This window comes from Psychrobacter sp. CMS30, from assembly GCF_904846565.1.
Classification (GTDB): Bacteria; Pseudomonadota; Gammaproteobacteria; order Pseudomonadales; family Moraxellaceae; genus Psychrobacter; species Psychrobacter maritimus.
In genome coordinates this window covers 156,593-173,115 of record NZ_CAJHBF010000004.1, presented here as the reverse complement: position 1 = coordinate 173,115, position 16,523 = coordinate 156,593, and the positions used below count along the sequence as shown (strand labels likewise).

At 43.5% G+C, this 16,523-nt stretch carries 9 protein-coding genes; 7 read left to right on the top strand and 2 right to left on the bottom strand.

The window, feature by feature from the left end; translation table 11 throughout:
- Positions 1 to 99: 99 nt before the first annotated feature.
- The 6 genes from fghA to JMX94_RS03640 all read left to right on the top strand — a co-directional run bounded on the left by fghA (position 100) and on the right by JMX94_RS03640 (position 3,802).
- A complete protein-coding gene (gene fghA, locus JMX94_RS03665; RefSeq protein ID WP_201563282.1) occupies positions 100 to 990 on the top strand; it encodes an S-formylglutathione hydrolase in 891 nt (296 codons plus the stop codon).
- Between the two features lie 369 nt (positions 991 to 1,359).
- Positions 1,360 to 1,596 carry a TIGR03643 family protein gene (locus tag JMX94_RS13490; protein WP_298871282.1) on the top strand — a complete coding sequence of 79 codons (237 nt, stop codon included), beginning with the start codon at positions 1,360 to 1,362 and terminating at the stop codon, positions 1,594 to 1,596.
- Between the two features lie 103 nt (positions 1,597 to 1,699).
- Complete coding sequence (rpe, locus tag JMX94_RS03655) at positions 1,700 to 2,389, top strand: ribulose-phosphate 3-epimerase (RefSeq protein WP_201563280.1); 690 nt, start codon at positions 1,700 to 1,702, stop codon at positions 2,387 to 2,389.
- An 89-nt stretch (positions 2,390 to 2,478) separates the two neighbouring features.
- Entirely contained in the window at positions 2,479 to 2,853 is a 375-nt protein-coding gene (locus JMX94_RS03650; protein ID WP_227673498.1) for a hypothetical protein, read from the top strand.
- Between the two features lie 116 nt (positions 2,854 to 2,969).
- Positions 2,970 to 3,281 carry a hypothetical protein gene (locus JMX94_RS03645; RefSeq protein WP_183620456.1) on the top strand — a complete coding sequence of 104 codons (312 nt, stop codon included), beginning with the start codon at positions 2,970 to 2,972 and terminating at the stop codon, positions 3,279 to 3,281.
- A gap of 209 nt (positions 3,282 to 3,490) precedes the next feature.
- Complete coding sequence (locus JMX94_RS03640; protein WP_201563278.1) at positions 3,491 to 3,802, top strand: hypothetical protein; 312 nt, start codon at positions 3,491 to 3,493, stop codon at positions 3,800 to 3,802.
- A gap of 139 nt (positions 3,803 to 3,941) precedes the next feature.
- On the opposite strand, the gene rpmG is transcribed toward JMX94_RS03640, so the two are convergent.
- Together rpmG and rpmB are read right to left on the bottom strand one after the other, a co-directional pair.
- Positions 3,942 to 4,097 (bottom strand): 50S ribosomal protein L33, encoded by a 156-nt coding sequence (gene rpmG / locus JMX94_RS03635; RefSeq protein WP_010201403.1) that lies wholly within the window; start codon positions 4,095 to 4,097, stop codon positions 3,942 to 3,944.
- Between the two features lie 155 nt (positions 4,098 to 4,252).
- Positions 4,253 to 4,489, bottom strand: coding sequence for a 50S ribosomal protein L28 (gene rpmB, locus JMX94_RS03630; protein WP_149488796.1), 237 nt, complete (start codon positions 4,487 to 4,489; stop codon positions 4,253 to 4,255).
- 485 nt (positions 4,490 to 4,974) lie between these two features.
- Here rpmB and JMX94_RS03625 point away from each other — a divergent pair, with 485 nt between their 5' ends.
- Entirely contained in the window at positions 4,975 to 16,440 is an 11,466-nt protein-coding gene (locus tag JMX94_RS03625; protein ID WP_201563276.1) for a hypothetical protein, read from the top strand.
- Positions 16,441 to 16,523: the final 83 nt, after the last annotated feature.

Below are 16,523 nucleotides of genomic sequence, written 5' to 3'. Positions count from 1 at the left end.
CTAAATGCTAAACACGAATTTCTCACTATTAACTATTAATCACGAATGACCGATTAACTCTCAACGCTTATTTTATCTTAGATACAGAGGATATTACTCATGAATAATGCTTATAACCATAGTTTTTCAGCCAGTAGCCAGTTGACCCAAAAAAGTGTCAATCGCTGTTTCGATGGCGAGCAGCATTACTACAGCCACGAGTCGACGTCGACCAAAACGCCGATGACGTTTAGTATTTATCTGCCAGATGAAGCGCTTGCCGGTCGCCGCTGTCCCGCGCTTTTATATCTCTCAGGCTTGACCTGTAATGCCGATAACGTCACTCATAAGGCGCATTTCCAACAAAAATGTAGTGAGCTTGGCATGATTTTTATTGCGCCTGATACGTCTCCTAGAAGCAGTGAAGGTCACGATGTACCAAACGATGAGCGTTATTTTGTCGGGCAGGGCGCAAGCTACTATGTTGATGCGACGCAAGCCCCGTGGTCAGAACACTTTAATATGCAAAGCTATATCGTTGATGAATTATACGATTTGCTGCGCTCTGAGTTTCCGATTGATAGTATTGGTATCACTGGGCACTCGATGGGCGGTCATGGCGCTTTATTGTTGGGCTTTAAGTTCCCAAGTAAGTTTGTCAGCGTCTCCGCCTTATCGCCTGTTTGCGCTGCCAGTGAATCAGCATGGGGGCAGGCCGCTTATACCGAATACTTTGGTGATGATAAATCATTATGGGCGCAAGCAGATGCTGCACAGGTGATTATGGAAGTTGGGCAGCAATACACCAATATTTTGGTCGATCAAGGGGGTGCTGATAACTTCTTGGCAGAAGGGCAACTGCAAACCTCTAAGCTCCAAGAAGCTTGTAATAAAGCGCAGCAGCCACTGACATTGCGCTATCTTGCTAGCCACGACCACAGCTATTACTTTATTCAGACAGTGATTGATGATCATATTGAACATCACTGGCGTATGGCGCAGATGGGTTAAGCCGGTTAAATAATGACCGCTTGATAGATAAGCTGCCAGCCCGTTATATAACTTGACAGACAGTTACGCTGATTATTTAACCAAGCGCAGTTATTGGTATAAAATAGAGCTTGGTTGGATAATCAATGTGCTTAAAGGTAAGGTTTTATGATAAACAGTCTGACAGCGTCGGCAAATGCGGGTGCAAATAATACAACGCAAAAAGCCGAATCATTGCTTACGGTTATGCAAGCTGATATGGCTGCTGCTATAAAAGATAAGCAGCAAGAAAATAAGCAGCAAGATAGTATTGCGCAAAAAAGCAATCTAAAGCCAGCTGCCAGTAACGACAAATCATCTTCTGCAACTGCCGCTAAAGAACTTGATGCCGTGCAACTATCACGGGTGATAGAGATGGCGTGGGAAGACAGGACGCCGTTTGAAGCGATAGAACATAGCTATGCTCTCGATGAGACAGCGGTCATCAAGTTGATGCGTCAAGAGCTAAAGCCGTCATCTTTTCGCTTATGGCGTCAGCGTGTCACCAACCGTGCAACTAAGCATCAAGCCAAGCGTCCGTTTGATGTCGGTCGTGCTTATTGCAAAACCCAATATAAGCCGCGCTAGTTATTTAGCTTTATTTAATAGCCAGTTATTTAAATGCTAACAATATGCATTAAGAACCTTTTTTATTGAACTTTTATACAAACCTCAATTAGGTAGCTCAACTATGATTAGCCCCTCTAACCCGTATCTAATCGCTCCTTCTATTTTATCTGCTGACTTTGCCAGACTGGGTGAAGAAGTAGAGCGTGTATTAGAATCAGGTGCGGATGTCATCCATTTTGACGTAATGGACAACCATTATGTGCCCAATCTAACGTTTGGTAGCATGATATGTAAGGCGCTACGTGACTATGGTATTGAGGCGCCCATCGATGTCCACCTGATGGTGTCGCCAGTTGATAGTATGATTGAGCAGTTTTTAGAGGCGGGTGCGAGTGTTATCACCTTTCATCCAGAAGCCAGCGCCCATATTGACCGCTCTTTGCAGCTTATCAAAGATGGTGGGGCTGAATGTGGCTTGGTGTTAAATCCCGCGACGCCGCTACATTATCTAGATTATGTCATGGATAAAGTTGATCAAATCTTACTCATGAGTGTGAATCCTGGTTATGGTGGTCAGTCATTTATTGAGGGCACTTTAGATAAAGTCCGCCAAGTTCGTCAACGTATCATTACCAGTGGTCGCGACATCAGATTGGAAGTAGATGGCGGCATCAAAGCCAGTAATATCCGTGCGATTGCCGAAGCAGGTGCGGATATGTTTGTCGCCGGTTCCGCTATCTTTAACCAAGAAGACTATAAAGCGGCTATCGATGCCATGCGCGCAGAGTTGGCCTTGGCAAATGGCTACTAATCACCCTTTGTAGCCATCATATTGAATGATAACTATAAAGTGATAAATCATAGAATCATGACCAATAACAAGTCATGCAAAGGTGAAATATGGATAAGCAAAAGCCCGTTAACGCCCCAGTACCGCCTCAATCTGTCAAAGAGCCTGAGTCACAGCCAGCTAGCTTGCCATCACCTAGCTTAGTGCCCAAAGGTATTACCATTGGCATGGCGGCGTTTGCCTTGATATTAAGTCTTGCCGGTTACGGCTTTCGCTTGCTGATTGGTGAGGATGTTGGAGAGGTGTTACGCCATGCGGCGGTGATAGTACCTGCCTTTATGATAGGTATTCCGCTGTTTTTCTGGGTAGGTTCGCGCATTTTAAATAAGGTTAAAGGCTTACATATAGCGAGCTGGAATGCCATTAGTTTGGGTTATTTAACCTCTTGTATATCGATCCTTTGGCTAATGGGTACTTATAGCTAATATAAGCGCCTAATAATACTGATGTTTTTATGATTTAAAACTTTGCCTTTATCACATTTATCGATTTCTCCTCATTAATAAGTCGCGCTTTATGACGTGACTGGACACTTGCTAGTATGGCCACATCTTCTAAGAAAATCACCGATATCATTTTCCCAAAAGACCTTCCAAACGGTTTATTTATTGCGCTGATTATTGCCTGTTTGCTATTAGGGTTGTCTTACCTGCGTCACGGTACCGGGCTGCAAGGTTGGCTACACGTCTTTGAAAATTGGCTACTTATGCTGCTGATAATACCGACCGCCACTGCCACCGTTGCTTTACCGTTCAAATACCGTGACCCTACGCTTGAGCTTAAGCTGACCTATTATCTTGGTATGTTCGTCGCCTTCTTATTTACCTTGGCAAAATTGCGCTATTGGCGTTAAGCATCAATTTTTGGCGCCTGAGCACCGATAAAGGCACGGATAAAAGGCATTTATGCAAAAGACTTGGACGTCAGCCCTTGAATTGTAGGCGTAAAGCGTCCATTGTATGAGTAAGATAGTTTTGCCCGCATGACTGTAAGACGAGCGCTTTAATGAATAACATGACCGCATTTTTACAGGTGTAAAACGGGATAATAAGGAATAAATGAATGCCATACGATATTGATAATGACATAGAAGTAGATAGTGATAATAGCGATCAGTTTGCAGGATTCGCCAAAGAAACCACGCTTGAGCTGGTAGAAGCAGATGATGGTCGCTTACTATTACGTGACGCTGAACAAGATGAAGCGCCGCTTATGACCATTGATTTTTCTGAAAAGCTCAAAGAAATACTTGGCAGTGATACGCAAGCGATTGGTCAGCATATGATTCATGCTGCGATTCAAGTAATTATGCAAAAGCAGATGAGCCAGTGGCATGCCCATGTCTATGATAAAGAGCCAACGCACTATAGTTAATGAATCACTGGTAAAAACGAATAAATGGTCAAAAAATTGGCAATAAAAAAGGGTTTATCATTTGATAAACCCTTTTTTTGTTCAAATAACTTATTTATAAAAGGTATTTATAAAAAATACATTTTATAAAAAACAGCAATTATTTGATTTTAGCTTCTTTAAAGATCACATGCTGGCGTACTTTTGGATCAAACTTTTTGATTTCCATTTTGCCAGGCATAGTGCGCTTGTTTTTAGTAGTGGTATAGTAATACCCAGTACCAGCAGTTGATACTAACTTAATTTTATCTCTCATGATAGCTTTCCTGTAAATGAGGGGTCTTCAAACGATGGGTATGGGTCTAAAGGATTAAGCCGCTAACGATGCTGGCTTTATCAGCCAATCAATCGCTAGCGTAAGAGCAGTCCAAATAGCGACAATCATCGCTAAGATAGACTGCCAGTTTTTACTTAAACTTTTTGACCTTGTGCGCGTAGATCCGCTAACACTTTGTCGATACCAAGTTTGTCGATAGTGCGCATACCTTTGGTAGACACACGTAGACGTACAAAACGATTTTCAGACTCTACCCAAAAACGATGGTTATGAAGGTTTGGTAGAAAGCGACGACGGGTTTTGTTGTTTGCGTGCGAAACATTATTACCCACCATAGGGCGCTTTCCAGTCACTTGGCAAACTCTAGACATGGCGAACTCCTAATCTATGAGGTATGAGGGATTCTCATACCAGTCTGGGCAAGTTGCACGTTTTTGCGGCATGGACACAGCAAGCGGCAGCTTTGCACCAAACAAAACTATTATGAAGGTTGAGCTGATATTACTGTCATCTAAAGGCAAATAACAGGCAAACCAATTCAGAAAATTTTAAAGCCGACATTTATACCATAAAAGTAAAGAATACTCAAATATTTTTATAATAATCGCCGCTTTAAACGATAGCTATTATACCCTGAATTGCGCGCGTTATGTGATTGATTATTTAATAGTAAAGATTCATTTTTTAGTTGTAAGTTATGACAAAAGTCAGTAAAGTTGCGGTTATATATTTAATACAATCTGTTAATACAACTGTTATTATTGTAGGTTCATGTATCATTACTCATCAAATATGAAGCCATGTAATGATTATGTGTATTTACTCAAACAAATTGCGTTCGCCGCGGAGTTCAAAAATGTCATATAGCTCACTACCTCTGACTTCTAAGTTATTTCAGCTTACTTCTTTAACCTGCGCACTAGCATTAGCAGGCTGTGGTGGCGGTGATGGTGACACGGTAGATTCTATCGCTCCTCCACCTGATTTAGGTGTACAGCCAGGTACTGGTGGGGGTAACAATAACGGTGGAGGCAACAATAATGGCGGTGGTACAACTAACCCAACCGAGAAACCTGACTTCTTTTTACAAGCAATCACTATTAATCCAAGTAACATTGAGATTTCGGATAACCAAGACGAACAAACAGAATTTACAGCAACTGTAAAAGTACTACAAGTTGCTGGTATTAGTGGTGTAAGTAATCAACAAGTCACATTAAAAGTTGCCGACTCTGAGAACTCAGGGGCAGTAACTATTGAGCGTCAAGGTATACAAACAACAGATGAGAGTGGTAACGCAGTCTACAATCTAAAGCTGAATCCACAAGCCATCAAAGATGAAGCAGCACTACTAAAAAATGGCTTTACTTTAATTGCCACATCCAAAAAGGCAGATGGCACGATTGTGGAACAAATCAGATCTGTCTCAGTTTCTAAAAAAGGCGCTGGAGGAGGCTCGCAAGTTATTATTAGTGACCTGAACATTAAATCAGATATAAAAACACGTTCAGTTTCTAATAATAAACTGAACGTGTTGGGTGATACGGCTACCTTTAGTGTAATTGTTGAGGACAAAAATAAAGTACGTGTTGAAGGCGTGATCGTAGGTTTAGGTCTAGCAAGTACCGATGGTGTCTCTGTCATCGGTGGTAATAATAAAGTGACCGATAAAAATGGTGTCGCTACTTTTGATATCAAATTAGAAGAAGGCCTTTCAAAAGAAGCTCGTGATGCTCTTATTCAGCAAGGTGTTACATACAGTATTAGTATAAAAGAGAAGAATGGCGCGACCAAACAGGAGCTTAAAGAACTACCTGTCGCACTGCCTATCTCCGACTACACTCTGAAAGTCGACGGTGTGACCAACGCCATTAATGCGTATGGTGATACTAAGAAGCTGACTGTTACGGCAAGTCCTATCAATAGTAAGGTGCCGACTCAAATTACGGGCGCTAAATTAAGTATTAAGCTTAATAATGCCCCTGCGGGTGTGACTTTAGCCACGGAGCAATTGGTATTAGATGCTACTGGCAAGGCAACCGTAGATCTAAACGTATCGCCAAATCTAGATGAGGCGGCTCGCCAAAAGCTTGCTAAAGACGGTATCAGCTATACAGTCATTCTATCAGAGCCTAACCGATCTACGACTGCAAAAACTTTTACTAACCAAGTTGCTATTCCTCAAGCGCAGTATCAAGTGAGCTTTGAGAGTAATAGCAAAACTAAAATCTCAAGCTATGGCAGCAGCACTACTGTCACTTTCCGGGTAACGGATAGAAGTAATGGTGGTTCTATTGCGGATCAAAATGTCACGGTTACTCTACCTAAAGCATTAAGAGAGGCAGGGCTACTCACTTTAGATAGCGCTGCGACTCAAAAAACCAATGCGCAAGGTCTGGTGGCTTATACGGTTAGTATTCCCAAAAATTTAAGCGCTGACAAGAGAGCTCTCTTAGAACAAGCCGGTGTTTCTATCACTGCTGCTATGAAAGAGGCGTCAGGGGTCATCAGCAGTGTCGCTAGTACAAAGGTTCAAGTCACCGCAGAAAGTGAAACCATTATCACCTCAAAAACACTCCCTAATATTGTGAACGTCTTAAAAGATCAGTTCCAAATCCAAGTATCAGGCAAACGTTCAGATGGTAGTACAGCAACTGGTAAAGAAGTTAAATTAAACATTAATAATATTAACGGCATCAGTGTAGAAGGTAATACGCAGACGACCGATAATGCAGGCAATGCGACTTTTACGATTAATATAGACCCAAGTCTAACGAGAGCGCAGCGTGAAGCATTAACCAAAGTGTTTATCCCTTACACGGTCACATTAACGGACGATGACGGTATCGTCACCAAAAATGATAAACTTCAAGTGGCAATGCCTATTGCTGAGTACCGAATTAATTTTAATACCAGTAATAACGATCAGCTGTCAAGCTCAGGTGATAGCACTGTTATTAGCTTCCGCGTGAATGATACAAAGGGTGGTGTGATTGCGGGTCAAAGAGTTACGGCAGTTTTACCAAAAGAGTTAATAGCTGCAGGGTTATTGACCTTAGATAGTGCCGCTACCCAAGTCACTGACGCTAAAGGCATGGTCAGCTATAAGGTGAGTGTGCCTGCAGGATTGTCCGCTGAACGTAAAGCACAGCTTGAAAAGGCTGGTGGCTTTGCATTAACCGCCGCTATCATTGAAGAGTCGGGAGCGAGCAGCACGGCAACCAGTGAACGTATACGTATCAGTGATGAGGTCAAAGTCAGTAAAACCACATTAAGCTCAACTTCTATCCCAAGTACTATCAACGTTTTAAAAGACAGTTTTAAAATCCAAGTATCGGGCAAACGACCTAATGGCAGTGCTGCCACTGGCAAAGTGGTTAAACTGATCATTGACAATGTGAAGGGCGTCAGTGTGCAAGGTAGCGAGCAAACCACCGATTTGGCAGGTAATGCTACCTTTACCGTAAATATAGATCCAACGCTAAGTAGAGCCGCGCGCGAAGCATTAGTAGTATCAGGTATTGCCTATACTGCCATCTTAACTGACGATGATGGGGTCGCTACTCAAAAAAGCATTGCTAGAGCAGCAATGCCTATCGCTGATTACCGGATTAATTTTGGTACTAGTAGCAAAAATCAGCTTTCAAGCTCAGGTGGCAGCACAACTATTAGCTTCCGCGTAAACGATAAAAAAGGCGGCGTGATTGCTAATCAAAGCGTAACTGCAGTTCTACCATTAGCATTGATAGACGCAGGACTCTTGACTTTAGATAGTGCTGCTACCCAAGTCACTGATGCTAAAGGGATGGTCAGCTATAATGTGAGTGTACCTGCAGGGTTGTCTACTGAGCGTAAAGCACAGCTTGAAAAAGCTAGTACCTTTGCACTGACTGCTATTATTGTCGAAGAGTCGGGCGCGAGTAGTACAGTGACAAGTGCACCTGTGCGTATTAGTGATAAGGTTAATGTCAGTGAAACGACGCTAAGAGCGACTTCTATCCCCAGCGTGGTTAACGTCCTAAAAGACAGCTTTAAAATCCAAGTATCCGGAAAACGTCCTAATGGCAGTGCTGCCGCTGGTAAAGTAGTTAAACTGACCATCGGTAATGTCACGGGCATCAGTGTCCAAGGCAATACGCAGACTACCGATGCGGCGGGTAATGTCACCTTTACCATCAATATAGATCCAACGCTAAGTAGAGTAGAACGCGAAGCATTAGCGGCATCGGGTATTGCTTATACTGCTATCTTAACTGATGATGATGGTATTGCTACCCAAAAAGGCACTGCTAAAGCGGCGATGCCTATTGCTGACTACCGAATTAACGTTGGTACTAGCAGCAATGAGCAGCTCTCAAGTTCAGGTGGCAGCACGACTATCAGCTTCCGTGTCAATGATAAAAAAACTGGCGGTGTGATTGCCAATCAAAGCGTAACGGCAGAACTACCAAAAGACTTGAGAGAAGCAGGCATTTTAATTTTAGATGGTCCTGCCACCCAGGCCACTGATAATAGAGGAATGGTTAGCTATACCGTTCGTGTGCCAGCAGGCTTAAGTAAAATACAGAAAGATAAGCTAGCAGCCGCTAGCAGCTTTGTATTAACTGCCACTATCATCGAAGAGTCAGGCGCTGTCAGTGCGGTTACTAGTGAACGTATACGTATCAGTGATGAGGTCAAAGTCAGTAAAACCACATTAAGCTCAACTTCTATCCCAAGTACTATCAACGTTTTAAAAGACAGTTTTAAAATCCAAGTATCGGGCAAACGACCTAATGGCAGTGCTGCCACTGGCAAAGTGGTTAAACTGATCATTGACAATGTGAAGGGCGTCAGTGTGCAAGGTAGCGAGCAAACCACCGATTTGGCAGGTAATGCTACCTTTACCGTAAATATAGATCCAACGCTAAGTAGAGCTGAGCGTAAAGCATTAGCGGCATTGAAGAGCATTGCCTATACTGTTATCTTAACTGATGATGATGGTATCGCTACCGAAGCCTATAAAGCCCAAGTGGCAATGCCTATTGCTGAGTACCAACTTAATGTTGGTACTAATAGTAATAGCCAGCTTTCGAGCTCAGGTGGCAGCACGACTATCAGCTTCCGTGTCAATGATAAAAACGGCGGTGTGATTACCAATCAAAGAGTAACGGCGGTCCTACCTAAAGTATTAATAGACTCAGGGCTATTGACCTTAGATAGTGCTGCTACTCAAGTCACTGATAGTAAAGGCATAGTCAGCTACAATGTAAGTGTACCAATAGGTTTGAGCAAAGAGCAGAAAAAGGCGCTTGAAACTGCTGGTAGCTTTGCATTAACCGCTGCTATGATTGAAGAGTCAGGTGCGAGCAGTACAGCGACAAGTGCGTCTGTGCGTATCAGTGATGAGGTTAAAGTCAGCGAAACCACTTTAAGCACAACCTCTATCCCAAGTGTGGTTAACGTCTTAAAAGACAGCTTTAAAATCCAAGTATCGGGCAAACGCCTGAATGGTAATGCCGCTGCTGGTAAATTAGTTAAACTGACTATCGATAATGTGAAGGGTGTTAGTGTTCAAGGTAATACCCAGACTACCGACGCGGCGGGAAATGCGACCTTTATCGTCAATATAGACTCAACTCTAAATAAAGAAGACCGCGACGTATTAGTGGCATCGGGTATTTCCTATACTACTATGTTAACTGACGATGATGGTATCGCGACCCAAAAAGGCACCGCAAAAGTGGCAATGCCTATTGCCGAATACCAACTCAACGTCGGTATGAATAGTAATAGCCAGCTTTCGAGCTCAGGTGGCAGCACGACTATCAGCTTCCGTGTCAATGATAAAACCACGGGCGGTGTGATTGCCAATCAAAGAGTAACTGCTGTCCTACCAAAAGCATTGAGAGATGCAGGGCTATTGACTTTGGATAGTTCCGCTACCCAATTGACTGATGGTCAAGGCTTAGTCAGCTATACCGTTCGCATACCAGCCGGCTTAACGCAAGCCCAGAAGGATAAGCTCAAAGCTGCAGGTAGCTTTGCATTAACTGCTGCTATTATTGAAGACTCAGGTGTTAGTAGTACGGTAGTAAGCATGCCTGTCATTGTCAGTGATAAAGTTGCTGTCAGTGCAACCACATTAAGTTCAACATCTATCCCGAGTAAGGTCAACGTCTTAAAAGACAGCTTTAAAATCCAAGTATCAGGTAAACGCCCTAATGGTAATGCGGCTGCTGGTAAAGTGGTTAAACTGGTCCTTGATGAAGTGGCTGGTGTCAGTATCCAAGGTAATAGCCAAACAACAAATGCGGCAGGTAATGCCACCTTTACGGTCAATATAGACCCAAGTTTAACGCTCACTCAGCGCGAAGCTTTAGGGGCATCAGGCATTGGTTATACTGCTATCTTAACTGACGATGATGGTATCGCTACTCACATTGACAAAGTTCAACTAGAAACACCCATTGCTGACTACCTAATTAACTTTGGTACTAATAGTAATAGTCAGCTTTCAAGCTCAGGTGGCAGCACGGTCATCAGCTTCCGCGTCAATGATAAACAAGGTGGTGCGGTTGCCAATCAAAGCGTTCGTGTTCGCCTACCAGATGACTTAGTCGCTGCAGGATTACTCACCTTAGATAGTGCGACTACGAAACTGACTGATGATAAAGGGATGGTCAGCTATACCGTTCGCGTACCTGCAGGATTAAGTAAAGCGCAGAAAGATCAGCTTGAAGCTATTGGCAGCTTTGTATTTACGGCTACTCACGTTGAAGAGTCGGGCGCAAGCAGTACAGTGGGGAGCAAGCCTGTCATTATCAGTGATACAGTTGCCGTCAGTGCAACTCTGTTAAACTCAACCTCTATCCCAAGTAAGGTTAACGTCCTAAAAGACAGCTTTAAAATCCAAGTGTCAGGCAAACGTCCTAATGGTAGTGCTGCCGCTGGTAAAGTGGTTAAATTGACCATTGATAATATATCTGGTGTCAGTATCCAAGGAAATGAGCAGACCACCGATACGGCGGGTATTGCTACCTTTACCGTTAATATAGACCCAAGTTTAACGAGAACGCAGCGTGAAGCGTTAGCGACATCAGGTATTGCCTATACTGCTATTCTAACGGATGACGACGGCATCGCGACCGAAAAAGGAACTGCGCAAGCAGGGATACCAGATGCGCAATATCAACTTAACTTTGGTACTAGTAGTAATAGCCAGCTCTCAAGCTCAGGTGGTAGTACAGTTATCAGCTTCCGTGTCAATGATAAAGCAACGGGCGGCGTGATTGCCAATCAAAGAGTAAGCGTAGTCCTACCAAAAGCATTGAGAGATGCAGGACTATTGACCTTAGATAGTGATGCTACGAAACCAACTGATGCTCAAGGGATGGTCAGCTACACCGTCCGTGTACCAGCAGGCTTGACGCAAGCGCAGAAAGATGCGCTTGAAGCTGCGGGCAGCTTTGCATTAACCGCTGCTATCATTGAAGACTCAGGGGTTAGCAGTACAGTAGTGAGCAAGCCTGTTATTATCAGTGATACAGTTGCCGTCAGTGCAACTACCTTAAGCTCAACTTCTATCCCAAGTGTGGTTAACGTTTTAAAAGATAGCTTTAAAATCCAAGTGTCGGGCAAACGTTCTAATGGCAGTACTGCCGCTGGTAAAGTGGTCAAATTGACCATCGATAATCTATCTGGTGTCAGTATCCAAGGAAATGAGCAGACCACCGATGCAGCGGGTATTGCTACCTTTACCGTCAATATAGACCCAAGCCTAACATTGGCTCAGCGTGAAGCGTTAACGGCATCAGGTATTGCCTATACTGCTATTTTAACGGATGACGACGGCATCGCGACCGAAAAAGGAACCGCTAAAGCGGCGATGCCTGCTGCTGCCTATCAAATTAACTTTGGTATCAATAGCAATAGTCAGCTTCTAAGCTCAGGTGGTAGCACCGTTATCAGCTTCCGTGTCAATGATAAACAAGGCGGCGTGATTGCAGGTCAAAGCGTAACCGCTGTCTTACCATCAGCGTTGATAGGTGCAGGACTATTGACCTTAGACAGTGCCGCTACCCAAGTCACTGATGATAAAGGGATGGTCAGCTATACGGTTCGTGTACCAGCAGGCTTGAGCGAAAAACAGAAAGAGACGCTTGAGAAAACTGGCAGCTTTGCATTGATTGCTACTATCGTTGAAGAGTCAGGCGCGAGCAGTAAGGTTACGAGCGAACCTGTGCTTGTTAAGGACAAAGTTGCGTTGAGTGACATCGTCCTGACATCTACTAGCACACCTAAGATAGTTAATACAAGCGATAGTCAGTTTAATATCCAAGTGTCAGGCAAACACCCTAACGGTAGTGCGGCTGCTGGCAAAGTGGTTAAGCTAGCGCTTAATGAGGTACTGCCTGGTGTTAGTATCGAGGGCAACGAGCAGACTACCAATGCGGCGGGTAATGCGGTATTTACGCTGAATATCATCCAAGATTTAACCCCAACACAGCGTGACGCATTAGTGGCATCAGGTATCAGCTACACCGCGACTGTCATAGATGGTGACACAGAGGCGAAAGTTACTAATACGGTGACAGTAAAACAACCGGCAACCAGTATTGATTTTGCCTCTATTTTGACGCCTACTATCAGTGAGCTTGGTGGTAGTGGTAGTATCACTATTAAGCTGCTGACCAAAGATGCGCCACAAACACCAGTGAACGGTCAGAAAGTGGATATCGCCTTAGGGGCAAAAGCGCGTGATTATGGGGTTACACTCAGTCAAACGAGTGCGACCACAGACTTCAATGGTGAGGCGACTTATATTATTGATGTGCCGGCTGGTTTAACGCGTAAGCAACGCGCTGAGCTCAAGCGGATTGGTATCAACTATCAGTTGTCTTATGTTGAAAAAGGCATCACCTATAATTCTGAAATACAACAGGTCACTTTAATCCAGCCTGCTATTGCCTTAAGTGTTCTAAATGCCCCAACTAGTATCGGTAATCGTGATGGTTATACGCTAAACGAGGTGGGTGATAGCATTACCATTCAAGGTCAGCTCAGTAACACAACCGATAATACCCAAATTGCCGGTCAGCCAATTGAGCTGAACTTTGAAGATAAGTCATTAGCGAAACTACTGACAGTGAATGGTAATGCAGGTTCTGCAACTATCGTTGCCAACACTGATAAGGATGGTATCGTCAGCTTTGAGATTGTGGTACCGAGTAACTTAACACCGGATGAAAAACAGGCGCTAAGAAATAAGATATTAACCGCTACGTTGAAAGAGACCTTAACGGATCAACAGAAAGACGTTAATATCAAAGTACAGTCGATGGTTGCTAATATCTCTTTGATAGATATTCAATCAAATCCATTGAATCTAAATGGTGGTGAAACCCAGATTAAAGTGACAGCCGAAGATGATAAAGGCAACGTCGTTGCTGGACAAAAAGTCTTTTTGGCATTGCCAGCAGCTATTGCTAGCCAAGGCGTGACACTCGTATCAGGTAACAGTCAGACCACTGATGACTCAGGTCGTGTGACCTTTACCTTAGCTGTGCCTAATAACCTTACTACAGCGCAGAAAAAAGCAATTGGTAGTAGCTTTGCAGTCGTATTTTCAGCCGCAGATGCCAGTGGTAATATAGTCACCCAAAGCAGTACTGTTACTACTGTCACTCCAGATACCACCACTGGTATCAAAGAGAACTTAACTATCGGTGCCAATAAGGTAGTTAATACCAAGGGCGATACCTTTAAAGTGTTTGTTCGAGTCGATGCCCCGAATGGTAAAGACAAAGATGGTAATAATATCTTTATTGGTATCGCCAATCGTGAAGTACGTCTAAGCGTCGATGACCCGATAAAAACAGGGGTTACGATTACCAATAATACCGTGACTACCAATGGTGATGGCGTAGCCACCTTTGATCTCAAGCTTGAGGCAGGCGCTAACGTTAACCAAGCGATTTTGGAAGCGGGTATCAAGCTGACGGCAACCACCACCACCGCTAATAATCTGAAGCTAGAACAACAATATATCGTAGCCGTAGACAAGTCTACAATTGAAAGCTATCAGATACTTGCTTCATCAGAGAAATCTACGCTGAGAACAGGTGGCGATCAGACCACGGCGACCTTCCGTGTGACGGATAGCAGAGGGGGTATCTTAGTCGGTGTACCGCTACAGCTGAGTATTGATAACTTAGTAGCCAGTGGTGCTGCCTTGACCACGCCAAGCGTCGTCACCTCTGATGCCAGTGGTAAAGTCGATGTTGGCGTATTATTAGCGGTAGGCTCGATCAATGCGCGTCTGAACCATAGTGTCGTTATCAACGCCAAAATCGTCACGCCACGATATGATGCTAATGGTGATGTGACTATGGAGGTGCGTGAAGAGAAAGCACTAAGCTTATCAGCGATAGGCACTGAGATTACGCTTAGCGCGACTGAAACTAAGCTTAAAGATGGTGGTCTAACGACCATTACCACTCGCCTAGTCGATGGTTCAGGACGTGCGATTGCCAATGCAGGCATGGAGCTGGTAAATGCAGATAATGAGCTTATTACTGCCAATACTACCACGACCACCAATGCTGATGGCGAAGCCAGCTTTGATGTCAATGAAGGCAGCTTAATCTTTGATGATAATGGTAACTTACGTGTATTTGCCCGTGCCATAGGTGAAGGCAGCGTAGTGGTGCAGCGCAGTAATAACAGCATTGAGCTGGTAAAAGTCTCGCGTGCTGGTATCAGCTTTATTGATATTGAAAATCTTTATGATGTCAATAAGCCACAATTAATTAACGTTCAAATTCGTGCTGATAGCCCAGAAAAAGCCTTAGAGCTTGTAGGTAAAGAGGTTGAAGTACAGACTACTATTGGTAGCTTAATTTCAAACTATTTAGATAAATTTACCGATAAAGTCATTGTTTCTAAGCCGATTCAGAAAAGTGATATTCAAGGTAGTACTATTACCGTAAAAGTATGGCTCAAGTCTGAGTTGGCAGGTACAGCTGTATTACAAGCCACAGTATTGGGTGAAAACGTCAATGGTCAGCCGAAGTATCAAACAATAGTGGATACGCGATTCCGAGCTACTACACCTGATAAGATGCTATTCCAAGCAGTCAGATCTGTTATTACTCCGGGTGGTAGCACCGAGGTGGTCGCAACAGTCAAAGACAAAAACGATGTGCCAGTAGAAGGGCAAACCGTCGTCTTTAGCCGTACCTCAGACTCATCAGCAGGTCGTCTATCGGCTGCAACCGCCGTGACAGATAGCAAAGGTGAAGCACGTGTGGTGTATCTTGCTAATGCCAGCTCACCTATCGGCGGTGTAGTTATTAACGCACGTCTGCTTAATGATCTGACTGGTATTGGTACTAAAACTACTAAGATTACGGTGTCTAAAGAGGCGGTTTATACTACTCTAGCCTTTAGTAATAAACTTGAAACAGATAATATTTATTATACGGTGCGTGGTTCTATCTCAGTGATGGATGGCTCAGGACGTGCAGTGCCTAATAAAGAGGTCTCGATTAAGTCTTACGCTACTGAATATGCGCAAGGTAAGTACTGTTTATTAAATAGTACGGTCACTTATCAAGAGAAAAAGGTAGGTGGTGTGTTACCAGCACCTAAAGTGTCTGCTGAAACCTTACCATACTCGCAACAATCAGGCTGGTTCCCAACCGAAGATGCTGACTATAACTATACACTTGATAAAGATAATATCTCTAATGAAGATAAAAACGATAATGGTTCGCTAGAGGCGATTAACCCTGTCGCTATCATCGGCGGTATCGTATCAGACGATGGTTATAGCTTTGTCACTGATGATAAAGGTCGTGCTGACTTTGAGATTCGTTATCCAGTACGGTACTCTAACTGGGTAAAAGTACGCTTTGATGCCTCGACGTTCTTAAATGGTAGTGAAAATACACAAAGTATTAGCTATCAATTGCCAACAGCAGAAAGCGACTTTATCATTAGCGGTACTAGTTTGCAGACTCCTTGGCTTTATAATACCAGTCCGTTTGGTTCAGGCGGAGCAAACTGTGTTGATAGCATGAATATCAGTATAGATGAAAATGAGACAACGGGTCCAGGTGGTACTATCACTAATCCAAATGGTAAAACAAGAGTGACATTATCACCATTTGCCAAGAATCAACCTCCTTATACAGTGACTATTAACGATAAGACAGGTACTTCATCTACCGCTAACTACAATAGCTTTGTCGTTGACTTTAATCAGGCATTTGCTTTAGGCTCTGTAGTCAATGTTAGTAATAACGGCTTCGGCTTCAGTCGTGTTATTACAGTTGAATAAGATATTGAGCTGATAGTAAAAGTAAATCATTTAGCCAAAACCCCCAACCCTGCGTTGGGGGTTTTTGTATTCATAATCTCAAT

Excerpts from the sequence above, each read along its gene's own strand:
- JMX94_RS03650 (WP_227673498.1), top strand. The coding sequence starts at position 2,479 with ATGGATAAGCAAAAGCCCGTTAACGCCCCAGTACCGCCTCAATCTGTC.
- fghA (WP_201563282.1), top strand. The coding sequence starts at position 100 with ATGAATAATGCTTATAACCATAGTTTTTCAGCCAGTAGCCAGTTGACC.
- rpmG (WP_010201403.1), bottom strand. The coding sequence starts at position 4,097 with ATGAGAGATAAAATTAAGTTAGTATCAACTGCTGGTACTGGGTATTAC.
- rpe (WP_201563280.1), top strand. The coding sequence starts at position 1,700 with ATGATTAGCCCCTCTAACCCGTATCTAATCGCTCCTTCTATTTTATCT.
- rpmB (WP_149488796.1), bottom strand. The coding sequence starts at position 4,489 with ATGTCTAGAGTTTGCCAAGTGACTGGAAAGCGCCCTATGGTGGGTAAT.
- JMX94_RS03625 (WP_201563276.1), top strand. The coding sequence starts at position 4,975 with ATGTCATATAGCTCACTACCTCTGACTTCTAAGTTATTTCAGCTTACT.
- JMX94_RS03640 (WP_201563278.1), top strand. The coding sequence starts at position 3,491 with ATGCCATACGATATTGATAATGACATAGAAGTAGATAGTGATAATAGC.
- JMX94_RS03645 (WP_183620456.1), top strand. The coding sequence starts at position 2,970 with ATGGCCACATCTTCTAAGAAAATCACCGATATCATTTTCCCAAAAGAC.